The organism is Borrelia coriaceae, from assembly GCF_023035295.1.
In the GTDB taxonomy this organism is placed as follows: domain Bacteria; phylum Spirochaetota; class Spirochaetia; order Borreliales; family Borreliaceae; genus Borrelia; species Borrelia coriaceae.
The window spans coordinates 543,942-567,359 of the sequence record NZ_CP075076.1 but is presented as its reverse complement, the minus strand read 5'-3'; the positions used below and the strand labels follow the sequence as shown (position 1 = coordinate 567,359).

Sequence of the window (23,418 nt, the reverse complement as noted above, 5' to 3'; positions counted from 1 at the left end):
AGAAAATCCTTGATAAAAAAAGAAGACATTTATAAAAACATACAAGTCAATACATCCAGTCCTATATCAATATTAGTAATGCTTTACGAGAAAGCAATACAAGATTTAGAAATTGCCAAAGAATTTTATAAGAGTCAAGATCCAATAAGTACAGTCAAAGCCGATGAAAAAGTTTACCATGCACAAGATATCATTATTGAATTAATGTCTACACTAAATTTTGAAGATGGTGGAGACATTTCAAAGAACTTATTCTCAATATATTCTTTTTTAAACAAAGCCCTAGAAAACGTCACATTAGCAAAAAACAGAGATAATATTCAAGAAGTTTTAAAACATCTTAAAAATCTGCACACAGCTTGGAAAGCTTTACTTAAAAAAGATAATAATCTTACTAACAAAAGACTAGGAATCAACATTGTCAACTAATAAAATATTAAAAACATACTTAAAAGATCTAATACTTGAACTTAAAAAGCTAAAAGCTATTCTAGAATTTGAAAATAAAGAAATCAATAAAGGAATGCTAAATATATTAAACACCACAAATCCTGCAAAGGACTTAATCTTAAATTCAATTAACAATTATTATGTAACCATAAATTCATGGCTAGAAGGAGAACAGAAGATACAAGAAGAAATTAAAAAATTAATAAATGATACTCGCATATTAAACGAACAAGTATGCATTCAATATAACAATATATGTAAAACTTTAAAAGGACTATTGGATAAAAAATCAACAATACCAAAGGTACAATTCTCTAAAAGTTTCTTTAATTACAACAATCCAATTTTAATAGATGTAAAGATATGAGAGAAATTTACCTAATCGATGCTTTAAATATAATATTTAGAAGCTATCATGTAATGAAAAACAATCCTTTAACCAACAATAAAGGAGAAAATGTTAATGCATTTATCGGTTTTTTTAAAACTCTTTTTTTTATAATAAAAGAGAAAAATCCAAAAAATCTAATTGTCACTTTTGATTCAGAGACAGAAACATTCAGAAAACAAAAATATCCAAGTTACAAAGCAACAAGAGAGGCCCCTCCGGATAATTTAATCCCACAAATTCATTGGATAAAAGAAGGTCTAATAAAAGCAAATATTCCAATATTTGAAATACAAGGATACGAAGCTGATGATCTGATAGCAAGCTTTTCAAAACAAGCAGAAAGCAATAATTATTTAACTTATATCATTTCTCCTGACAAAGATTTATTGCAGCTGATGTCAGATCAAACCAAAATACTTAAAATAGAAAACAGTAACTTTGTGGAAATGGATAATAATTACGTGATGAAAAAATTTGGAGTAAATAAATCTCAAATTAAAGATTATTTATCCATTGTTGGAGACAAATCAGATAATATACCAGGTATCAAAGGCATTGGAGAAAAAGGAGCTGTCAAGCTACTAAGGGAATTTCAAACATTAAATGGAATATACGAAAATTTAGATTCTATCAATAATAAATATAAAGAAATTTTACTAAAAGAAAAAGAAAATGCTTTTTTAAGTTACGAACTTGTAAGTCTTGTAGAAGATCTAGAACTACCAACACTTGAAAAATTTAAACTAGAAAACTTAAAAGAAGATTTACTTACATTATTTGAAGAATACTCTGCAACTACGCTAATTAAATCTTATAAGGCTATATTGGAAAAAGGCTCCATTACAAATCAAACCCAAAAATCAATCTTTGAAATAAATACAACAAACATAACTCACACATACACAAGGATTTCACAAACACAACCACATTCAAATGCTCTTAAAACAATACAAGAAGAAAATATTAAATATGCAACAATATTACAAAAAGAACAACTTGACTCATTAATAGACAAACTAAAACAAGCAAGTTATGTAGCAATAGATACAGAAACGACTTCTCTTAATGTCTACGAAGCGCAAATAATCGGAATTTCAGTTTCATTTAAAGAATTTGAAAGTTACTATATTCCCATCAAAACTAAAGACAAAAGCTTTATTGAAAAAGAATACATAACACAAAAATTTAATGAATTTTTTCAAACAAAACCCAAATTAATTGGTCAAAACTATAAATTTGATTATAAAATACTTAAAAAACATGGATTTAATGCAATTCCTCCCTACTTTGATACAATGATAGCAGCATATATAGTCGACCCAAATACAAAAATATCTCTTGACTTTTTAGCAGAAAAATATTTAATGCATAAAAATATCAAATATGAAGAAATAACTACACAAAATGATACCCTGCAAGATATACCACTTAAGATAGTCTCTGATTACGCTGCTGAGGATGCTGATATTACTTTTAGGTTATTTAAAGTATTTACAAAAAAACTCAAACAAGACAATCTTGCAAATCTAATGACAGACATAGAAATGCCATTTAGCAATGTCATTACAGAAATGGAAGAAAATGGAATTTACCTTGATAAAGACTACCTAAAACAATATAGTCAAGAACTTGATAAAGAATTAAAATCAATTGAAAATGAAATAACAAAAAGCATAGGAATCAAATTTAATCTAAATTCAACCAAACAATTACATGCAATCTTATTTGAAAAACTTAATCTCGTACTACCCCCAAATGTCAAGCAAGATTCAACAGATATTAAAACACTAGAAACAATAAAAGATCAACATGAATCTATAACAAAACTTATACAATATAGACAACTAGCAAAGTTAAAAAATACATACACAGACAATTTAATAGAATTTGTCAATGAAAAAACAAATAAAATACATACAAACTTTATACAAACAAGAACAGCAACAGGACGAATTTCAAGTACTGCACCTAACTTACAAAGTATACCAATTAAAGATGAAAAAGGACGTAAAATAAGAGCAGCATTTAAACCCGAAAAAGGCAATGTTTTTATCTCTGCTGACTACTCTCAAATTGAACTTGTAATATTAGCTCACCTCTCAGAAGACGAATCACTAATTGAGGCATTCAAAAATAAAAAAGACATTCACACAAAAACAGCATCTCAACTTTTTAAAGTAGATGAGAGCAAAGTAACATCTTCTATGAGAAGAATAGCAAAATCAATTAATTTTGGAATAATTTATAGAATGTCAGCCTTTAGGCTTTCAAAAGAACTATCTATTAAAAAAAACGAAGCAGAAAAATTCATCAATTCATACTTTAACCTCTATTCAAAAATAAAAAATTTCATACAAAACCAAATAAATTTTGTTAGAAAAAATGGATACAGTGAAACTCTTCTTAAAAGAAGGCGATATATAAAAGAGATTAATAGCCAAAATTACTCGGAACGCTCAGCAGCTGAACGAATCGCAATAAATAGTACAATCCAAGGAAGTGCATCTGATATAATGAAAATCGCCATGATCAAAGTATATAATGAATTCAAAAATAAAAACTTCAAGTCCAAAATACTATTGCAAGTACATGATGAAATGCTAATCGAATCACCCGAGCACGAATGTGAAGAAGCAAACAAAATAATCAAAGAAATGATGGAAAATGCTTATCCTTTAAAGATTCCTTTGAAAGTAAATATTGAGACTGGAAAATCATGGGGAGAGTTTCATCTATAATTGGCATCACTGGTAGAATATCAACTGGCAAAGATACCGTTTCAAAAATCATTAGCAATGAATATGGTTTTCATGAAATAAATGTAGATAAAATTGGACACACAATCTTAAAAACAAAACAAGATACAATAGTGAAGATATTTGGCAAAAGAATATTAAATAATCAAAATGAAATAGAAAGAATAAAACTCCGCAATATTGTATTTAATGACAAAACAGAACTAAAAAAACTAGAGACAATAACACATCCCCTGATATATAAAGAAGTAAAACAAATAATATTAAAGAAAAAATTTGATAAAATTATAATTAATGCCGCGCTACTTTTTAAATTAAATCTCGCAAAGTTTTGCAAATATATATTCATAACAAAAGCCAATGATAACATCATAAAAAAACGACTAAGATCAAACCGTAACTTTGATGAGAACTTAATTCTCAATATCCTTAAGTGGCAAGAAAATATTTTTTTTAAAAAAAGTGTCCTAAATTCAAAAATAATAAATATAATTAACAATGGAAGCTATGAGTATCTAGAAAAAAAGATTAGAACAAAGATGAAAGAGGTAACATAGATGAAAGATTTTAACGAAAATAATAATAACAAAGGATTTTTAGTAGCATTAGCTTCAATTGTAACCGTTTGCACAATGATATTTCTTGGGATAATTATTTTTTTCCCAAACAAAAACTTAGCTTCTGACATTGCAAGTAAAAATATTATTTTGCAAGAAACAAAAGATGAAAAAGTGATAGAAAACGAAAATCATGAAGAAACTTTAGCAATAACTGACAAGCCAAATGAGATCATAATCGACCTAACCCAAGATAAAAGTTTCAACGATAACATCAATCAAAATAACAAAAAACAACCACAAATCATAAATCAACAAAAATCTACAACAATACATAAAAAAGAAAAGACATCTCATAAAATACAAACCATTGCACAGAAAAAACTTAATACCCCAAAAGAACAAAACTATAATAAATCTGAAAACAAATATGATCCTCGAAAAGAATACTACATACAATTTGCATCACTCTCAGACCCAATCTCCGCTGATAACAATATTCAAGAATTAATGAAATACAAAATAAATGCAAAAATCTATTCAGCAACAATAAATAATAAAGACACCTACAGAGTCAGATCTGGACCTTACAAAACCATATCAGAAGCAAAACTTGAACTTAAAAAAATATCAGGCTCAAATGAATTCAAGGATGCTTATATATTAACTATTAACAAATAAATTAAAATTAGAAACATATTTGTGATATTTCTCTAAATAAAGATCATGCATTCTAGCACTAAAAGATATAACCTGTTTCAATTTAACAAGCCTCTTAAATGCCTTTTCCAAACTGTCAAATTCCCCTACACAATAAAAAGCCAAGATTGCATTACCTATAATTTCAGCATGTTTAAATTCAAAAACCTTCAAATCTCTACCAATAATATTGGCCTTTAGTTTATTTAAAAACAAATTATCAGAATTAGAACCACTTACAAAAATATCTAAGACATCCCTTTTAAGAGATTGAATCTTAAGTATTTTATTGTAAAATGAAAAATAAGCAGCTTCAAGAACTGCAAATCCTATTTGTAAAGGATTATCTAATTTGCCAAAAATACCTTTACTCAAATTATCTCTTACTTGCAAATCTATTAGAATATGATCAGAAAAAAGCTCTTTTTTGTTTAGATAAAAATAAACATTACCTAAATCATATACTTTAGCAATCTCTTCAATAAATTCTTCAAACGACTTTTCCTTGCCAAAGGCTCTATCCTTAAGTAATTGCAACAAATATCCAGAAGGAAATACTCTTCCAACAATAAATAAATTATCTAAAAAATAAGGATATACCAAAGAAAAATCTGACAAATAAGTATCTGAAACGAAATTAAAACCCTCACTTGTACCTGTTCTATTCGATACAATTCCTGAAAAGAATGCACCACTTCCAATAAGCACACTTAAATAATCCATTCCAGCATTAACTACCTTTATCCCAATATCAATACCAAATTCAATACTAGCACCACTAGTAACCTGACCAACAACCTCTCCCATTCGTAAAAAAGGAGGAAACTTATTTGGATCAAGATTATACTCTCTTATTTCAATATCATTCCAAATAAAAGGGATATAAGATAAGCTTGGATAACTTGTAACCAGGTTACCTGTAAGCAAATAAATAAAATATTCAAAACAAGACACAAAATATCTAATTTTACCATAAATTCCTCTCTCAAGCGTGCTAAGCACAAGGGGTAAAAAAGATGATTTTCCTTTAAAATTACTAACCACCTTAGAAGAATTCCAATGTAAAACTTCCAAAGGAACCAAATTTGAATCAAGAGCTATTAGACATGGTGAGAGCCCACTAATAGAAATACAATCTATTTTTTTATACCTAAAATTAGAAATTACTTTCTTTAAAGAAAAAAACCATATTTTATAATCAAAATTCTCAAAATCAACATTAAAATAATTAAAATAACCTACATCAAAACTCTCTAAAATCCCATGATGAGAATTAATCAAAGCAGATTTTAAAGTACTAGTACCAATATCAATACTGAGTACATTCATAAAACTAACTCTTAGAAATTAAATTTTGAATATCATGACTTCTATCAAGAATTTTTTGCAAACTAATTCTATTATAAATTGCAAAAATTGCACCTGCAAAAAGATGAGCAACATTAGCCTCATAATACCAAGGTTTACTTATAAGTTTATCATCATGATAGACAGCATTTGTTCCAATGATTTTATAAAAATAACCTTCCTCATAAGCTTTATCAAAATATTTAATTGCATCCCCATTAAAAAATGGAAGACTTACTGCACATATAATCTTTTTAGCACCCATACTCTTTAGCAGTTTCACAGCCTTAATAAAGGTTCCACCAGTAGCCAAAATATCATCACTCATAAAAACATTCTTACCCTCAACATCCCCTAAAAGCTTAGTAACAGAAATATTAGAATCATTAACATTATGCGTCACCTTTGAATAATCTCTCTCCTTATAAAGCAAAGCTAAGGGTCTTTTAAGATTGGATGCAAAAAACTTATTCCTATTAACAGCTCCTGTATCAGGCGAAACAACTACTAAATTTGAATCCCTAATATCTATTAACTCCGCCAAAGCATCAAAAATTTCATAAGATGCATTTAAATTTTCAAAATAAGTCTTTCTAAAAACATTTTCAATCGCTTTTGAATGAATGTCCAGTGTTAAAATATGTTTAACTCTTAATTCCTCCAAAAATCTCCCAAAAAGGCTTGCTGTTAAACCTTCTCTTGAATGTTTTTTATCTTGCCTTGAATAAGGATAAGACGGAACAATAACACTCACAGAATTAGCCTTAGCCTGCATGCATGCATCTATTGTAGTCATCAAATTCATTAAATGATCATTAATTGTCATTAATACTTTTTCATTATTATTCACATTAACTGGATAAGTATTAGAAACATCTTGCACGATAAAAATATCTTTATCTCTTATGGTCCTTAAAATTTCTGCTTTAAACTCACCATTAGCAAACTTAACAAAGTTCACAGGAATATCCATAGTCTCATCAAATTTTAAATTAGAAAACCCAAGCACTTCTAACAAAGGCAACAGGCTTCCTTCAAGCTTCAAAATATCTTCTTTTAAAGAATTAGAAGTTTGTGAAATTTTTTCAATAATTTGACGTTCAGTATCTACAAATATTTTCTTAAGGTCCTCCATTATTTTATCTGCAAATACCCTCCCACCAGGACAGGCAATAATTCCTATTGATTTCTTAATAAGCACACTCAATTTTAAACTCCCTACTTCTTTACAGAAACCTTTTATTTCATTGTAACTCAACACAAATAAATTCACACAAAGATTAAAAGATAACACTCAAGTTCAAACAATAATCCTTACCATAAGCAAATTAAAAACTAGATAATGCAATAATCTTAAAAACGCAAAAATTTACTTGTCCTCTACACACTTAAACAACTCCAAATTCAAAACCTATACCAAGTTTAAAATCTGAAAATTTATTATTTTGAATATTCCAACAATAACATCCCTCAAGTGCCAAAAAAGCAAATGTTGCTCTTGCACCAAGATCCCAACCCCAAATACCATATTCAGCTAAGACAGAATCCTTAACAGCTGTAGCTATATTAGCTCTAGGCCCAGTAAATAATGCAACAGCACCAATAAAAAAATCTAACCTCGTATAAAATCTAGATTCAATAGCCAAGATGAATGACAGGATATCATTCAATCGTCCCTTACGATTAACAGATCTAAAAATATTAAAATCAAGCCCAAATTCAAAACCAAGTGAAACAAAATCATCAAATTTTGCTCCCATCTGAGCATCTCCCCCATAAGTCAAACCGGTCTTAGCAATAGTAATCATATCTGCAAAATCCTTAACAATTTTTTCTCTCTCCAAATCAGACACACCACTCTCAAGTCTTTCACCAATATCTAAAGCCGTATTATAAAAATTTGAAATAGTACTAACCGGAAAATCCAGGCCAAAACCCAAATTAAGCTCAAAAGTTACATCCGCGAAAACATTGCTTACAAGCAATACAAAAAAACTTACAAATAAAATCTTTATTCGCATAACACTTAAGTCCCCCAAAATGTTTAAATAAATTTACACATTAAGATCGTGGAACAAAAAAATACTAAAATTTGTACAAAATAATCTTCAACCTTAACCCTCTAAAACAGATGAAACTATCTCACTTGCATTAGAAGGAACAGAATATTTTAATTCCTTATATTTTAAGATATACTTCTTAGCACTTTCCATGTCCTTCTTTAAATAATAAATATAAAAAATATTAAATAATGCTTCTTGATTAGCAGGGGCTAATTCTAAAGTTCTTAAATAAAATTTCAACGCCTCTTCTAAATTATCCTTTCTAAAATATAAATAAGCTTTTAAATTAATTAATAAAATATTGTCTGGATCATTTTTCAATAAAGACTCAAGCTTTGACTCAGCATCATCATATTTCTTCAAATTGATATAAGCCAAAACAAAATTATAAGTAGACGCATCACTCACATCAGAATTAAATTTAATAGCTTGCTCATAAAGTGCAACAGATGCCTTATTATTGCCAAGTTCTTCATTTAACTTGGCAAGCTTATAATATTCATTTGAAATAGCTGAATAATCCTTAGCAAGAGTTTTACAAGATAACACAAAATAAAAAAGAAATAACAATCCTTTATACATCAAAATAAAACCCAAATATTAGCTTAAGATAAAAATTATAAAATCAAATTAGACATCAATTCAATATTGATGTCTACATAATTAATGTCTAAATAATTATTGGAATCTCAAATCCAAGTCCAGCCCTTAAGTCTCTATATTTGAAATCATTAATAGAAAATAATACTGATGATTCCAAATTAAGGAATGCTAATCTCAATCTAAGACCTGTTTCAATCACACGAAACGGATTAGTTACTACGCCATTACCAATTAAATTCCCTACATAAATAGGATCTACAACTAAAGACCTATCACCAAAACCTGAGAATATAGTAGCTGCCAAATAATAAATATCATATTTAACGAATAATCTTGGCATTATTCCCAAACCTAACTTAACAGGATAGTAAGCCCTTAAAAGGTTTAAATTAGGCATAATCATCCTTCCAAGGTTTACACCAAATCCAAGTTCGAATCCATAATAAAAATTACTGGTCGCAATAGGAAGACCAAGTTGAAAATAACCTTGAAAACCGGTGCTAAACAAAGGTGACAGTTTTTGCCTTAAAGCATCATTTAAAACAGTCCCCGGTGTAATAATTTCATCACGTAATGTAAAAAAATCATCTTGACTACTAATGCCAAATTCACCTAATTGCTCAAATAACGCCCCTTTTAGCTCAAGACCACGTTTAGCTGTCTCCCCTAAATGAGCCAAAAGTTTCTTAACATTCATTCCCGCCTCATCTAAATTCTCAAGAGATAAATTTTGATTTAACTTACCCAATTCCAACAAAAATTGTTTTAAATCATGAGTACTATTCAAAAGTGGGCCTAAACCATCTAAAACAGATTTAGCCTGACTACCTTCTGGTGAAGTTGACTCGTTTCGCCCATTATAAAGCTTAACAAGAAGATTTAAATTCTTTTGAAAAGACTCATACAAATTAGCTGCACTATCTTCAAACGCACTCAAGCGAGTAAGAAAATTATTTTGAAAATTTCTTAAAATAGGAAATACTTCAAAACTTAACAATTTATCCAAAACTGTACCTGTCATTTTCTTAAATAAAGAAAATGACTCAAGACTCATTTGTGTACTAAAACCTGCTGAAAAATATAAAACTTTAGCATAAGAAGTGTTAAAAAACAATAACAATAACAAAATAATAAATAAAAACCTTTTCATATCCTAAGCCTTCATCAAATTAATATATGAACTATAATCCTTTTTTCTTTGTACATTAATTATAATTCTAACTATCAAATAATACAACGCAATTTTATAATTTCAAGCATAAATCAAACAAATTAAGAAGAATCCCTATACACTAAGAATCCTTCTTAAATAACTAAGTTAACAACTAAAATTAAAGCTTCTCTTGGTCATACTTGTTAAATATATGCTCAGTTAAATACTTGCCAACTGACCTTTTCTCTTGCACAAGCTTAGATATTATATTAAAATGCCTTGGCTCGATCTTGAAATATTTATAGGCTCTTCCGTCTTTAAAAAATACAGAAAGTTCAGACATAGCAGAATCATAATCAACCTGACATATTTTACTCAATTCATGAGATATTGTTAAAGTATTCAAACTTATACCCTCCAATGATTATTCTTAGGAGTATAAAATATAAAGTAAAGAAAGAGTAAATTCATTAAATGTTAAAATTTTTTAATCAATAAAATCAAAATTTACTAAATGATATATTCCTTATAACTAATTGTACATGCTTAATAAAATTTAGTCAAGCAAGTCTATAAATAACTGAATCTTCTAATATAATTTAATTAAAAAATATAAAAAAAGTTTATGTTAAAATACAAATTCTCATACCAATAAAAGGCAATGATAATACATTACTTAACCTCTTAAACAATAAAACTCTCTTAAGTCAAATTAAAGTCAAAATCTACTAAAACAGTTTAAAATAGACTTTTTTTAAAAAATCATGTAAAATATCAAAGGAATTAGTGGTTGAAGTATACATGCTCAGGAGGGAAAATATTCCATGGACTATAAAAAATTACGCAACATAGGCATTAGTGCCCACATTGATTCAGGGAAAACAACTCTCACAGAACGTATTCTTTTCTATTGTAACAAAATTCATGCAATTCATGAAGTTAAGGGAAAAGATGGGGTCGGTGCAACAATGGATTCAATGGAACTTGAAAGAGAACGAGGCATTACAATTGCATCGGCTGCAACTCACGTTGAATGGAAAAATCATCCAATCAATATTATTGATACTCCGGGTCACGTTGATTTCACAATTGAGGTTGAACGTTCACTGAGAGTTTTAGACGGAGCAATACTTGTTCTTGACTCTGTTGCAGGAGTTCAATCTCAATCAATTACAGTTGATAGACAACTAAAGAGATATAATGTACCACGACTTGCTTTCGTAAATAAATGTGACAAAACAGGAGCAAATCCTAATAACGTAAGAGAGCAGCTTAGAGATAAGCTTGGTTTAAACTCAGTTCTAATGCAAATCCCAATAGGACTTGAAGATAAACATGTAGGAATTGTAGATCTTGTTTTGATGAAAGCCTATTACTTTGAAGGTAAAGATGGAACAGAAATTATAGAAAAGGAAATTCCTGATGAGCTAATCAATGAAGCTGAAGAAAAGCGAAAAATAATGCTTGATGCCTTGTCTGATTTTAATGATGAACTTATGGAACTTCATATGGAAGGGCAAGATGTAGCTGTAAAGACAATATACGATGCCATCAGAACAGGCACTTTAGCTTTAAAACTTTGTCCCGTATTCATGGGTTCTGCTTACAAAAATAAAGGTGTTCAACTCTTACTTGATGCTGTAACTAGATTCTTGCCTTCTCCCCATGACATCAAAAATGTGGCACTTGATTTAAACGACAAAGAAAAAGAAATTGAACTCAAAACCGATGACACTTTACCAACTGTAGCACTGGCTTTTAAACTAGAAGATGGACAATACGGGCAATTAACTTATGTCAGAATATATCAAGGAATTTTAAAAAAAGGACAAGAACTAATAAATTCAAGAAATTCTAAAAAGTTCAAAGTCGGTAGACTTATTAGAATGCATGCAAATAACACCGAAGACATTGAATCTGGAGGCAGTGGAGATATTGTCGCACTATTTGGAATAGAATGCGCATCAGGCGATACATTTTGTGATCCTTCGATTAACTATTCAATGACATCAATGTACATTCCAGAACCAGTAATATCTTTATCAATAAAACCTAAAGATAAAAAATCAGCTGACAATATGGCAAAAGCTCTTGGAAGGTTTACTAAAGAAGATCCTACATTTAAAACTTACATAGATACCGAATCGAAAGAAACAATCATACAAGGAATGGGTGAGCTACACTTAGAAGTTTACATTGAAAGAATGAAAAGAGAATTTAAAGCAGAAGTTGAAACAGGAATGCCTCAAGTAGCATACAGAGAAACCATTACAAGCAAAGCAGAATTTAATTATACTCATAAAAAGCAATCAGGGGGTGCAGGTCAATTTGGAAGAGTTGCAGGATTTATAGAACCACTTGATACAGAAGAACAAACTTATGAATTTGTAAATCTCATCAAAGGTGGAGTCATTCCAACAGAATACATTCCATCATGTGACAAAGGGTTCCAAAAGGCCATGGAAAAAGGCACTTTGATCGGTTTCCCAATTGTCGGAATTAAGGTTACAATCAATGACGGTCAATATCATATTGTTGATTCATCAGACATTGCATTCCAACTTGCAGCAATTGGAGCATTTAGAGAAGCTTATAATAAGGCTAACCCCACAATACTCGAACCAATAATGAAAGTAACTCTCGAAGGCCCAACTGAATTCCAAGGCAATATGTTTGGTCTTTTAAATCAAAGAAGAGGAATCATTCTGGGCTCCGTTGAAGAGGGCACTTTCTCAAAAGTTGAAGCTGAAGTACCTTTAAGCGAAATGTTTGGTTTTTCAACCGTTTTACGATCTGCCACCCAAGGAAAAGCTGAATTTTCAATGGAATTCTTAAGATATGGTAAAGTGCCAAGCGTAACATTTAATGAATTATGTAAAAAATTTAACGAACAAAAATAAGGAGGAATCATTATGTTTGAATTAACGCAAGATAAACAAGAAATAAAGATAAAAAATAAATTTTTGGCTCAAGTGTTTGGATTAATGGCAATTGGCCTTTTAATATCTGCAATATTTGCATACACAACATCTGAAAATCCGATAATGCGAGCCATGGTATTCTCAAATCCAATGTCATACATAGCAATGCTACTTGTACAGTTTGGACTTGTTTATGCAATAAGTGGAGCAATCGAGAAAATATCAAGCGGTACAGCAACAGCACTTTTTTTAGGATACTCAGCCTTAACAGGAATAACATTATCTTCCATATTTATGATATATACCCAAGGTTCAATATTCTATACGTTTGGAATCACCTCTCTAACTTTTCTTGCAATGTCCTTTTACGGATACACAACAAGCACAGATCTTACAAAAATGGGAAGCTACTTTATCATGGGATTATGGGGAATCATCATTGCATCTATTTTTAATATATTTTTTAGAAGTTCAGGGCTCAATTTCTTAATCTCAATTTTAGGCGTCATATTATTTACAGGTTTAACAGCTTATGACGTTCAAAATATTTCTAAAATGAATAGAATACTAGAAGATAGTACTGAAATTAAAAGTAGAATAGCCGTTGTAGCATCTTTAAAGCTTTACCTAGATTTCATAAATTTATTCCTGTATTTACTAAGGTTTTTAGGAGAAAGAAGAGATTAGAATCCAAAATACTTAAGCTAACATTAAAATAAAAATGAATGCTTAAATTAAGCATTCATTTTTAGGAGTCAAATTGAGTATAGATACCCTAGAACTTGAAGAAAGCAACACACATAATGTTATAAAAGATAATTTTGAATTTGAAGGATACATAGAAAGTAGTAAGCCCATAATTATTGAAGGAGCGCTTAAAGGAATCATAAATTCCACAAGTTCAATATACCTAAGAGAAAAGGCTAATGTAGAAGCAGAAATTAAATGTAACAATTTCCTAAATTACGGAACAATAAAAGGCAATATAGAAGCTCTAGAGACAATAAAAATTTACAAAACCGGAAAATTAATCGGTAATATCAAAACAAAAGAACTCTTCATAGACTCAGGAGCACTATTTAAAGGAAATTGTGAAATGGAAGAAAAATGATAAATAAAAGATTTTGTTTGAAAATAATCTTCATATTACTTTCATCATCAAGTCTACTAAAAGCACAGGAAAAAGAAGACTCACTATTACTTTACAAACAAGGCAAATTCCAAGAAGCTATTATCAATACCAAAAATGAAATAAAACATAACCCAAAAAATTTAGATGCAAGAGCAATACTTATATGGAGTCTAATAGCAACAGGCGAGTACAAAAGAGCCGAACTTGAATCTATTAAAGGACTTGAGATAAAAAAGCATGACGCAAGAATAATTCAAGCATTAGGGGAATCTTATTTTTTTCAAGGACAATATAAAAACGCTATTAAACATTTTCAAAAATATATTAATCTTGAGCCTAATGGCGCAAGAATACCTAAGGTATACATTTTAATTGCAGACTCTTTTTACAAACTTGAAAGATATAATGAAGCCGACTTTGCATATGAAAACGCTTTGAGATTTTTACCAAATAGTCAAAACATATTATTAAAACTTGCAAAAGCAAGACTTAATGCACAAAATAAAACATTAGCAAAAGAAACCTTAACAAAATTGCTAACCTTAAATCCCAATCATTTAGAAGCAAAAAATCTATTAAAAAAGATAGAAAAAAAATAATAATAATTCTTGACATTATATTTGTAAGCATTTATCCTATTTATTAGTTTATTAATAAACAATAGAGGGCTGCTAGCTCAGGTGGTCAGAGCATCGGATTCTTAACCCGCAGGTCACAGGTTCGAGTCCTGTGCAGCTCACTTACATGATTTAAGCTAGCAATTATGATTGTTTCAAGGTATTGCAATATTCCGAAACAAATGATATAATTAACTTTGGTAGATTTTACTACTATTCACGGGCTCATAGCTCAGCTGGTAGAGCATCGCCCTTTTAAGGCGAGGGTCGTAGGTTCGAGCCCTACTGAGCTCAATCTTTTGTCCTCTTCGTCTAGTGGCCTAGGACTCCAGGTTTTCATCCTGGCAACAGGGGTTCAATTCCCCTAGAGGATGTGTATAGAGAATCCAATAGGGTTCTCTATTTTTCATTGTCATATATGATAATATATAATAATGAAAAATATCCTAGCGGTATTCATTCTCTTAATAAGTTTCTATGCGATACACGTAAGTAAAAAAGAAAAAAAATCTCTAAGGAATAATAACACTCAACAAAAAATATACTATGATGAAGACAAAATCAATCACATTATATTAAGCCTCAAGATCAATAATAATGCAAGCATAGAAATAAACACGCAAGACAAAAATTATGCATATGATATTCCAAAAATAATTAATCAAGATAACAAATTAACACTAGAAATCAAAATGAATAATATTAAATCCATCAATCTCAATAACATTGAAATAGCAAACTCGGGAACTAAACCAGCAAGATCGAATCTCCATCAATTCAAAATCTTAATTAGTCAAAATGAATACTATATCAAATTTAATCTTAACAATAACATGTTTCCTATAATAGGCTTTAAAGCAAAAGAAATAATACCCGGACCTATAATCACAAACTTATATTCAGAAAAAGAATCTCAAAAAATAGTATTGTCTAATCTCATAAAATACACATCACTCGAACATAAAGATGATGAAATAAAGTCCACTCAAAACAATAATATGATTCAAATAAATGAAATTGGATATATTGATATGAATGCTTATGATAATATAAACAATCCCATAAATTCTGATTTAAAATTTATCCTCAACTATAAAAAAGAAAATTACAGAAGAGATTCATTTGAGTTTTTCAATCTGATAGCAAAACCTAACATATATGTACTAAAATTCAAAAACTTAAACGATCAGTCTTTAATGTTAAAAAGATTAGCATTTTTCATTGAAAAAAAAGGATTTAGAAAAATGTTACTATCAAACAACGAACTAAAAAATAAAGTGGGATGGAAAGGTCACAATTACAGACTTAAAGACATAATTAAATTTTTCAATGCAGTACAAAAATCACACATCAAATTAAATCAAGAAGAAAAAACTTTAAAAAACTTAATTATAATTAACAAACTAGCATACATTGAAAACAACATAATGAAAATCAAAGACAAATCAAGCAATGTTGCGTTTGCGACTTATTCAGAAGATGAGATCATATCCAAGATAACTCAAATGACGATATTTATGCATGAAATATTACACATGCATTTCTTTATAAACGAAAATTTCAATAAAGCAATCACTAATTTTTGGAATAAAAATATCTTATCAAAAGATAAAAAATCCTGGTTAAAATTTTTAGACAATAAAGGTTATGATATCAAGTTCAAATATTTAGTAATAAACGAATTTTATACCTACACTACTCAAATTCCAAAAGAAGATATTGCAAGTTATTTAACCAATACCAAATATTTCTCCGAACTTGGACTAAAGAGATATGAAAAATGGGCCATAAAATTAGAAGAATTATTATGGAAAACAACAGGATTAATAGCTGGAGAACTATTAATCCTATTTAAAGACAAAATAATAAAAAGTCAAAACAACATATATTAACAGAATTACAAATTAATTACCCTTTTCTGGGATTAATACAATCTCTACCCCATGTTTAAAATCAATTTTCTTAGACAATCTATTTATTACATCCTTACTTAAACTAGCTTCAATAAATTTATCACTGAAAGTATCTCTTAAGTCCCCATACCAAAGCACCGAATATAATATATTTGAAAGCCAATACCCATTAGATTCCGCAAGAATATTATTATTTTTAATAATATTCTTCTTAACATAATCAAAATCTTTATCTAGAAAATCTGACTTTTGCTTTTCTAGAATATATTTATTAACAGCCTTCAATACATCATCTAACACCTTAGGTTCAACAGTAAAATAAATATTCATCAAACCATCTGAATTAGAATATTTTCTAAATAAAGAATCAAAAGATGCTCCTATTGAATAAACACTAGACATCTCTCTTCTAACAGTTTTAATAAGATCGTCAGTCAATAATGATGCTAAAGCCTCATAATTCAAAACATCCTCAGGTGTATAACTAAACTTAAAAGGATACAAAATAGACACAGTACTACTTGAAGCTTCCCCTTTTCTTATAACTACTCTATCTGTACTCTTGCTATAAGAATAATCCAAATCTCTAAACTCATCTAATCTTTTGGACTTTAAATTACCTAAATACTTACTTGAAAGATTTTTTATAGTCTCTAAATCAACATCTCCTACAAATACAAATTTGAAGTTATCTGCATAAGTAAATCTCTTTTTATAAAAATCCAAAAGAACATCTTTTGAAATATTTTTCAAATCAGATTCTTCGATTTCTCTTAAACGATAATCATCATTATTACAAAATCGATCAATAGCACTATAAAAAAGATGTTTAGCATTATTTTCTCTACTCTTAATTCCTGCTTTTACATCATCAATAATATTTTGTAAAACAACATCATCTACTTTTGGATCATTGAATGTAAAATATATAAGCTTAAAAAGAGTTTCAAGATCCTTAGTCTCAGAACTACCATTAATACTGGACATTTGATCTCCAACTGTTGGGATTAAACTTACAACCTTGTCTGACAAATATTTTTCAACTTGAAGCTTAGAATAAGCTCCATACCCTGAATTAGAAATTATTCTTGGTGCCAAAGATAAAACGGGTATAAGTTCAGCATTCTCACTTAACAAACCACCCCAAGAAGATGCACTAAAACTGACTAAATTTTGCTTATGTTCATTATGCTTAAAGTAAACTTCAACCCCATTCTCTAACATAAAGCATGAAATTCCATTAAATAATTCTTTCTCATCAATAATAGCTTTACTTTCCAAAGACTCTTTAAAAAACTCATCTTGAATTAATACACCTTCATAAGGTTTCATTTCTCTCTTTAAAGCAAGATCACGTAATTCTATCATCTTTTCAAAAGTTAAATTCGGATGAGACTTTTCAGAATAAAGATAAATAACAGACATATCATCTATGGATGCTTCTTTTTTGGAAAGCTCTGATATTTTGTTTAAACTAATTTTATTTATATGATCAAGAATAATATCAAAATACTCATTCATATCGAACATCCAAGCACCCTTAGATACAACATCTACTAAATTATCTACAATACTAGATGAAGATCGCTTACCAATATTATCCTTACCTATCTTAGCAGAACTTATAATCTTAGACTTGACTTTATCGATTTCCCCCTTTGTAAAACCAAATCTCTTTATTCTCTCAATTTCATAAAAAAAACCTTCAATAGTTTCTCTGAAATGTTCTGGATTAATCTTGAAAGAAATCTCATTCATCAAAACATAACTATCATCTGATTTAAATTGTGCATCAAATTTATTAAATGATATAAAATCATTTGTCCCAGCGGTCTTTAACTCATAAAATCTATTTACAAAAAGCTCATCTAATAAGGTTTGCTCAACTAATCTTTTAATATCATCAACAGTGCCAAATACAGTCTCAAGCTTCTTTTTAACAACAAAATTCATACTAGGCAATGGTGTCTCAATATCTTCTATACTTACAAATTTTTCATCAATGGTGGTATCTAAATTTATTTTGACCTTTTCAGGCCCAGTTACCGGTTTCTCTAAAGACGAAAACCGTTCTCTTACTTTTTTCTCAACTTCATCAGGAGCAATATCTCCCACAATAATGATGCTAATCAGATCCGGTCTATACCATTTCTTGTAAAATTTTTTAAAGTCTTCTGACTTAAAGGACATAATTCTTTCTTCAAGTCCAATAGGAAATCTAACTGCATATTTACTATTTTTAAAAAGAACCCCAAACATTTTTTCATTTAATCTACCAGCATAATTCTCTCTACGCTTTTTCTCTTCAAGAATAACATTACGCTCTTTATTTATTTCTACTTCGTCAAATTCAATTTGAAAAGCCCAGTTCCTTAAGACATTCAAGGCTTCATCAATCTCTGATTCATTACCACCATCCGTCAAATCAAGATGATAATAAGTTTGATCAAAACTAGTATAAGCATTAATATCAGCTCCAAATTTTATCCCAAATTTTTTAAAAACTTCTATAATACTCTCACTACCAGGATAATCCTTAGTACCCTTAAAAGCCATATGTTCGAGATAATGTGCTAAACCTCTCTCATTTTCATCTTCGTTTAAAGATCCAACATTAAACAAAATTCCCATATGAACAGCTTTACTTGGAATTTGATTACCATAAATATAATATTTAAGTCCATTTTCAAGATGACCACTTACCAAATTTTTATCAACTTTTAACTTAGAAGATGAACAAGATAAAAAAAGAAAGACTAAAGATAAAAAAACAAACTTTAATACAACAATATTATCAACACATTTATATTTCACTTTATTTTCCTTGAATTAATTTTCATGTTATAAATTTTTTTAATTTCTCTAAGAATAGATGAAAATCCAAAATCATACCAATCCTTTATGCCCTTTAACCTAGCAATGGGAAACAATTCATAAAATACGAATAAAAGTTCTCCTTTAGATAACTTTGAGATATCATCAAGGTAAACTCTCTTATTCAATTCTTCAATATAAATAAAAGGTTTTTGCAATTTATCTAAAATAAACTTGCTAAAATCAGGATTTAAAACACTCGCCTCATAAACTTCGATAGTAGAATGCTCACGTGACACATTATCATAACCTTTAAAAGATAGTGACTCTAAAATTACAAAATTACCATCTTGAATACCTACATTGCGCCCATCTAAAGTCTTTAAGAACCCATCATTAACATCAAAATAAACAAAAATATTTAAAGCTTGCGAGGCCTTTAAGACAAACTTTGCTCCATTATAATTCTTTGGACGTTGTGGACTATTACCATGTTGTATATCACCCGATCCATCACTACCATTTAAAACTTGAACATGTTTCTCAATTAAAACCTCCTTGATCAAATCGATATATGTCAAAAGTTCATCATTTTGGGTTAAATACCTTTCTCGCTCCAATAAGTGGAGCATAAATAATAACTCTTTTTTCTCAAGACTGCGATAAAAATTAATACTCTCTAAATTAATTCCAAAAACAAAACTATGAATAAAAAAAATCAGAATAGTTACAAAATACCTGATCATATACATCTCTCACACATAATAATTTATTGCTTTAACTCTAAAAAAACAGGACAATGATCACTGCCCATTACCTCTTTTAAAATTAAAGCATTTTTCACACTAGATTTAAAACGTTCATTTACAACAAAATAATCAATTCTCCAACCTATATTACGCTCTCTTGCTCTTGTTTTATAATCCCACCAAGTATAGTGCCCCGGCTCCTTATTAAACATCCTAAAAGTATCCACATAACCTTCATTTAAAAAGTTATCCATCCAAGTAGTCTCTTCAATATAAAAACCAGCAGATTCTCTGCTAGTCTTAGGATTAGCTAAATCAATTTCAGTATGAGCAATATTAAAATCACCACAAATGATAAGATTTTTACCAGAAGTTACAAATGAATTCACAATAGACTCAAAACTCTTTAAAAATTCAAGCTTATAGGCAAGTCTTTTTCTTAAAGCTTGAGAATTAGGAAAATACGCATTAATGAGAATAAAATCATTATAATGAACAATAAGGCATCTCCCCTCCCTATCAAATATTTCAATATTCATATTCTCTAATTTAATAGGTTCAACCTTTGAATAAAGACCAACTCCACTATAACCCTTTATTATGGATTTTGAAAAATACGAATAATATCCTTTAATATTAATCAGACCTTTTGGTAACTGTTCTTGGTAAGCCTTAGTTTCCTGAAGGGATAAGATATCCGGACTATATTTCTCAATAAATTCAAGCAAACCTTTATCAAAAATAGCTCTTATTCCATTAACATTCCAGGAAATTAAATTCATAAATCTCTACCAATTTAAGTTAAACATGTATCTGCAGGCCATCATAAGCCAAATAAATATTATCTCTCTTTAAATAATCAAATTCTTCATGCATTATATCATGTGAAATATGTGTAAAGTATGTAATCTTAGGATTTATTTTCTTAACCTCAATAATAGCATCTTCAAAATTTAGATGCCCAGGATGAGGTTTAATTCTTAAGGCATCTATTACTAATACATCCAATCCCTTCAAATAATTGTAAGAAATCTCAGGAATAGACTTAACATCAGTAAGATATGCTAGATTATTTATTCTATATCCTAAACTAATTATATCTCCATGTAATAAAGGAATTGGCATAATTTCTATTCCTCTAAAAAAAATTTGTTGTAAATCAACTACTAAACTAGGCTTAATATTTGCCTTCCCGCTTACAGATAACTTTGATGAAAAGTTATGTGGAAAAGCATTTTTAATATGTTGCATTGTAGTCTCTCGTGCATAAATAGATAAAGGAGCAGCCCTTGTATAAAATTTAAGATCATCAAGACCCATTATATGATCATAATGCTCATGCGTATATAATACCAAATCTAATGTAACAACATTTTCCCTCAAAAGCTGTGCTCTGATATCAGGCCCTGTATCAATTAATACATTAAGCCCATATACATTAAGTAAAAATGCACTTCTAAGTCTTTTATTCTTTCCAAAGTTTAAAATGCATACTCTACAATCACAACCCAACATAGGAACACCACTTGATGAACCAGTTCCTAAAAAGATTCCCAACATCTATTACCATCGCCTCTTAAGGAGAATCCAATTATACCATAATAAAACTAAACGATAAAAGAATAAAAATAAATAAGATATTAAATAATAAAGAAGTAAACTAAAGAGCTATAAACTCAAATGAATTTAGTTCAAATCCAAAATATCATACCACAATCCATTCAGAAAAAGAAATCATAAACCATATCAATTATAATTAATTATAACTCTATTTTTAGATTTTCAAACAAAAACTTAAAAAGTTATAACTAATACTTAAAATAAAAATAAATACCAACTTTATTGAATTATCAATTACACACTATCACTTATAGTATATCATTATAATCAACTTTACAAATCAATAAACTATTTTGTAAATAGCATTTTTATGCTTATAATTATTTAAGGAAAAGTTATTTTTTATGCATGAACAAGCTTATGAAACAATATTTTTACTAAGTTTTAGTATATTTTTAGTAATAAATTTCTTCAATTTTAAAAGAGAATTTTCTTATGAAGATTATTTCATAGTCTTTCCAGGAATCTTTTTTATAATTACTCTATATCTCATAGAACCCCGACCATTAATGTTATATACCGGTGCAATATTTTTATTCTTTTTAATAACAACTACCATCAAAACATTAAAAACAATAATTCTTAGAAGGCAAAAGAAAAGTAAAGATAATAAACTTAAAAGAATTATTTTTACTATACCATTTAAAATAATGATCGTACTACCATCAATAATAATAGTACTAATTGCAACGATATTTTCATATCTTAGCTTCTTTACAAATTATCCAAAAGATATAAATCCTAACTACAAAGTAGGGTTTACAAAAATCAAAGATCACAAAAATAATTTAAATTTATCAGTCTGGTATCCAATCAGTTTCACCTTAGGATTTAAACATCAAAATCCTTTTTTTTATTACGATTTTAATCCATTCTTCATAAATGAAATGAATTATCTGCCCAAATATGCAAATGTATATAAAGATGCGCCAATTAGCAACAACCAAAAAATATATGATAGTATATTAATTATACTGCCATTTTATTCTCATGATTCAATGTTTAAATCATTTGTGAACAGATTAGTTAAAAAAGGAAATATTGTGTATCTATACACTCCACAATACAAACATATAAATACTCATAATTTCATTAAAAATAAAAATATAGGATTATTAACTTATATTGCAAACACAATTATTAAGTATCTAATAGAACCTATCAAAATTTTCAGCGACAGAAAAGACAAAACTTCTGATATTGCAGAAATTCAAAATGTTATTGAATTCATTAAATCAACTCAAAAATTAAAATTCTTAGACCTAAGAACAGATCTAGATCAATTAATTCTAATTACAATGGGTAATCAAACAAATATTGCAAATGAAATCATTAGCCAAAATAAACAAATAAAAAAATACATAAACATCGGTGGAAAACCTCAAAGCTTCAAAATAAAAACATTGCAACTATTAATAAAACAAGATGAAAATGAATGGCAAAAAAAGAACACAGACTCATCTTCTATAAAAGTAACAAATATGAACAACATTGGTGAAATTTCTGATTTCATATTCAGTAGAAGATATTTAACAAGCTTTAATCTCTTTAACGACAAGGAATCAATGTTACCAAGATTTGATTTGATAATCAACGAAATCAATAAATTTATTGAAAACAAAGGACCTTAAAA

21 protein-coding genes and 3 tRNA genes are annotated in these 23,418 nt (G+C 28.8%); 14 read left to right on the top strand and 10 right to left on the bottom strand.

What is annotated here, in order from left to right; genetic code table 11:
• Positions 1-9: 9 nt before the first annotated feature.
• The 5 genes from fliS to bcCo53_RS02745 are packed head-to-tail and all read left to right on the top strand — an operon-like array spanning position 10 to position 4,835.
• The gene (gene fliS, locus bcCo53_RS02765; RefSeq protein ID WP_025408161.1) at positions 10-429 is read left to right on the top strand and encodes a flagellar export chaperone FliS; all 420 of its coding nucleotides are present in this window, start codon (positions 10-12) and stop codon (positions 427-429) included.
• The gene (locus bcCo53_RS02760; protein ID WP_025408160.1) at positions 419-817 is read left to right on the top strand and encodes a hypothetical protein; all 399 of its coding nucleotides are present in this window, start codon (positions 419-421) and stop codon (positions 815-817) included. Before fliS ends, bcCo53_RS02760 begins: the two co-directional genes overlap by 11 nt.
• The gene (gene polA, locus bcCo53_RS02755; RefSeq protein WP_025408159.1) at positions 814-3,579 is read left to right on the top strand and encodes a DNA polymerase I; all 2,766 of its coding nucleotides are present in this window, start codon (positions 814-816) and stop codon (positions 3,577-3,579) included. The genes bcCo53_RS02760 and polA overlap by 4 nt, the downstream gene beginning before the upstream one ends.
• Positions 3,558-4,154: a dephospho-CoA kinase gene (gene coaE, locus bcCo53_RS02750; RefSeq protein WP_025408158.1), complete on the top strand. Its 597-nt coding sequence runs from the start codon at positions 3,558-3,560 to the stop codon at positions 4,152-4,154. Before polA ends, coaE begins: the two co-directional genes overlap by 22 nt.
• Complete coding sequence (locus bcCo53_RS02745) at positions 4,155-4,835, top strand: SPOR domain-containing protein (protein ID WP_025408157.1); 681 nt, start codon at positions 4,155-4,157, stop codon at positions 4,833-4,835.
• On the opposite strand, the gene bcCo53_RS02740 is transcribed toward bcCo53_RS02745, so the two are convergent.
• The 6 genes from bcCo53_RS02740 to bcCo53_RS02715 all read right to left on the bottom strand — a co-directional run bounded on the left by bcCo53_RS02740 (position 4,818) and on the right by bcCo53_RS02715 (position 10,425).
• Complete coding sequence (locus bcCo53_RS02740) at positions 4,818-6,182, bottom strand: FGGY-family carbohydrate kinase (protein WP_025408156.1); 1,365 nt, start codon at positions 6,180-6,182, stop codon at positions 4,818-4,820. The two genes, bcCo53_RS02745 and bcCo53_RS02740, sit on opposite strands and share 18 nt — an antisense overlap.
• A gap of 4 nt (positions 6,183-6,186) precedes the next feature.
• Positions 6,187-7,407 carry a ribose-phosphate pyrophosphokinase gene (locus bcCo53_RS02735; protein ID WP_028328321.1) on the bottom strand — a complete coding sequence of 407 codons (1,221 nt, stop codon included), beginning with the start codon at positions 7,405-7,407 and terminating at the stop codon, positions 6,187-6,189.
• 181 nt (positions 7,408-7,588) lie between these two features.
• Complete coding sequence (locus bcCo53_RS02730; protein WP_025408155.1) at positions 7,589-8,221, bottom strand: hypothetical protein; 633 nt, start codon at positions 8,219-8,221, stop codon at positions 7,589-7,591.
• A gap of 93 nt (positions 8,222-8,314) precedes the next feature.
• The gene (locus tag bcCo53_RS02725; protein WP_025408154.1) at positions 8,315-8,845 is read right to left on the bottom strand and encodes a tetratricopeptide repeat protein; all 531 of its coding nucleotides are present in this window, start codon (positions 8,843-8,845) and stop codon (positions 8,315-8,317) included.
• Between the two features lie 88 nt (positions 8,846-8,933).
• On the bottom strand, positions 8,934-10,016 hold the full coding sequence (locus bcCo53_RS02720) for a hypothetical protein (RefSeq protein ID WP_025408153.1): 1,083 nt from the start codon (positions 10,014-10,016) through the stop codon (positions 8,934-8,936).
• Between the two features lie 181 nt (positions 10,017-10,197).
• On the bottom strand, positions 10,198-10,425 hold the full coding sequence (locus tag bcCo53_RS02715) for a KTSC domain-containing protein (RefSeq protein WP_025408152.1): 228 nt from the start codon (positions 10,423-10,425) through the stop codon (positions 10,198-10,200).
• 418 nt (positions 10,426-10,843) lie between these two features.
• Here bcCo53_RS02715 and fusA point away from each other — a divergent pair, with 418 nt between their 5' ends.
• The 8 genes from fusA to bcCo53_RS02675 all read left to right on the top strand — a co-directional run bounded on the left by fusA (position 10,844) and on the right by bcCo53_RS02675 (position 16,581).
• Positions 10,844-12,919, top strand: coding sequence for an elongation factor G (gene fusA / locus bcCo53_RS02710; RefSeq protein WP_025408151.1), 2,076 nt, complete (start codon positions 10,844-10,846; stop codon positions 12,917-12,919).
• A gap of 12 nt (positions 12,920-12,931) precedes the next feature.
• A complete protein-coding gene (locus tag bcCo53_RS02705; RefSeq protein WP_025408150.1) occupies positions 12,932-13,627 on the top strand; it encodes a Bax inhibitor-1/YccA family protein in 696 nt (231 codons plus the stop codon).
• 73 nt (positions 13,628-13,700) lie between these two features.
• The gene (locus tag bcCo53_RS02700) at positions 13,701-14,051 is read left to right on the top strand and encodes a bactofilin family protein (protein ID WP_025408149.1); all 351 of its coding nucleotides are present in this window, start codon (positions 13,701-13,703) and stop codon (positions 14,049-14,051) included.
• Positions 14,048-14,671 carry a tetratricopeptide repeat protein gene (locus bcCo53_RS02695; protein ID WP_025408148.1) on the top strand — a complete coding sequence of 208 codons (624 nt, stop codon included), beginning with the start codon at positions 14,048-14,050 and terminating at the stop codon, positions 14,669-14,671. The genes bcCo53_RS02700 and bcCo53_RS02695 overlap by 4 nt, the downstream gene beginning before the upstream one ends.
• A gap of 66 nt (positions 14,672-14,737) precedes the next feature.
• A tRNA-Lys gene (locus bcCo53_RS02690) sits at positions 14,738-14,811 on the top strand.
• Between the two features lie 99 nt (positions 14,812-14,910).
• Positions 14,911-14,983 (top strand) — tRNA-Lys (locus bcCo53_RS02685).
• A gap of 7 nt (positions 14,984-14,990) precedes the next feature.
• Positions 14,991-15,063 (top strand) — tRNA-Glu (locus bcCo53_RS02680).
• Positions 15,064-15,123: 60 nt separating this feature from the next.
• A complete protein-coding gene (locus bcCo53_RS02675; protein WP_028328322.1) occupies positions 15,124-16,581 on the top strand; it encodes a hypothetical protein in 1,458 nt (485 codons plus the stop codon).
• 12 nt (positions 16,582-16,593) lie between these two features.
• On the opposite strand, the gene bcCo53_RS02670 is transcribed toward bcCo53_RS02675, so the two are convergent.
• Genes bcCo53_RS02670 through bcCo53_RS02655 form a run of 4 tightly spaced genes read right to left on the bottom strand, consistent with a single transcriptional unit; the run spans position 16,594 to position 21,725 of the window.
• Positions 16,594-19,416, bottom strand: a complete 2,823-nt coding sequence (locus tag bcCo53_RS02670; RefSeq protein WP_025408147.1) for a M16 family metallopeptidase — start codon at positions 19,414-19,416, stop codon at positions 16,594-16,596.
• The gene (locus bcCo53_RS02665; RefSeq protein WP_025408146.1) at positions 19,413-20,162 is read right to left on the bottom strand and encodes a hypothetical protein; all 750 of its coding nucleotides are present in this window, start codon (positions 20,160-20,162) and stop codon (positions 19,413-19,415) included. Before bcCo53_RS02665 ends, bcCo53_RS02670 begins: the two co-directional genes overlap by 4 nt.
• A gap of 23 nt (positions 20,163-20,185) precedes the next feature.
• Complete coding sequence (gene xth / locus bcCo53_RS02660; protein WP_025408145.1) at positions 20,186-20,947, bottom strand: exodeoxyribonuclease III; 762 nt, start codon at positions 20,945-20,947, stop codon at positions 20,186-20,188.
• Positions 20,948-20,966: 19 nt separating this feature from the next.
• On the bottom strand, positions 20,967-21,725 hold the full coding sequence (locus bcCo53_RS02655; protein WP_025408144.1) for an MBL fold metallo-hydrolase: 759 nt from the start codon (positions 21,723-21,725) through the stop codon (positions 20,967-20,969).
• A 404-nt stretch (positions 21,726-22,129) separates the two neighbouring features.
• Here bcCo53_RS02655 and bcCo53_RS02650 point away from each other — a divergent pair, with 404 nt between their 5' ends.
• Positions 22,130-23,416 (top strand): hypothetical protein, encoded by a 1,287-nt coding sequence (locus tag bcCo53_RS02650; protein ID WP_028328323.1) that lies wholly within the window; start codon positions 22,130-22,132, stop codon positions 23,414-23,416.
• Positions 23,417-23,418: the final 2 nt, after the last annotated feature.

What these genes read in the sequence shown, in the direction of transcription:
- polA (WP_025408159.1), top strand. Translation starts at nt 814, where the DNA reads ATGAGAGAAATTTACCTAATCGATGCTTTAAATATAATATTTAGAAGC.
- coaE (WP_025408158.1), top strand. Translation starts at nt 3,558, where the DNA reads ATGGGGAGAGTTTCATCTATAATTGGCATCACTGGTAGAATATCAACT.
- bcCo53_RS02745 (WP_025408157.1), top strand. Translation starts at nt 4,155, where the DNA reads ATGAAAGATTTTAACGAAAATAATAATAACAAAGGATTTTTAGTAGCA.
- bcCo53_RS02740 (WP_025408156.1), bottom strand. Translation starts at nt 6,182, where the DNA reads ATGAATGTACTCAGTATTGATATTGGTACTAGTACTTTAAAATCTGCT.
- bcCo53_RS02730 (WP_025408155.1), bottom strand. Translation starts at nt 8,221, where the DNA reads ATGCGAATAAAGATTTTATTTGTAAGTTTTTTTGTATTGCTTGTAAGC.
- bcCo53_RS02725 (WP_025408154.1), bottom strand. Translation starts at nt 8,845, where the DNA reads ATGTATAAAGGATTGTTATTTCTTTTTTATTTTGTGTTATCTTGTAAA.
- bcCo53_RS02720 (WP_025408153.1), bottom strand. Translation starts at nt 10,016, where the DNA reads ATGAAAAGGTTTTTATTTATTATTTTGTTATTGTTATTGTTTTTTAAC.
- fusA (WP_025408151.1), top strand. Translation starts at nt 10,844, where the DNA reads ATGGACTATAAAAAATTACGCAACATAGGCATTAGTGCCCACATTGAT.
- bcCo53_RS02705 (WP_025408150.1), top strand. Translation starts at nt 12,932, where the DNA reads ATGTTTGAATTAACGCAAGATAAACAAGAAATAAAGATAAAAAATAAA.
- bcCo53_RS02695 (WP_025408148.1), top strand. Translation starts at nt 14,048, where the DNA reads ATGATAAATAAAAGATTTTGTTTGAAAATAATCTTCATATTACTTTCA.
- bcCo53_RS02675 (WP_028328322.1), top strand. Translation starts at nt 15,124, where the DNA reads ATGAAAAATATCCTAGCGGTATTCATTCTCTTAATAAGTTTCTATGCG.
- bcCo53_RS02665 (WP_025408146.1), bottom strand. Translation starts at nt 20,162, where the DNA reads ATGATCAGGTATTTTGTAACTATTCTGATTTTTTTTATTCATAGTTTT.
- xth (WP_025408145.1), bottom strand. Translation starts at nt 20,947, where the DNA reads ATGAATTTAATTTCCTGGAATGTTAATGGAATAAGAGCTATTTTTGAT.
- bcCo53_RS02655 (WP_025408144.1), bottom strand. Translation starts at nt 21,725, where the DNA reads ATGTTGGGAATCTTTTTAGGAACTGGTTCATCAAGTGGTGTTCCTATG.
- bcCo53_RS02650 (WP_028328323.1), top strand. Translation starts at nt 22,130, where the DNA reads ATGCATGAACAAGCTTATGAAACAATATTTTTACTAAGTTTTAGTATA.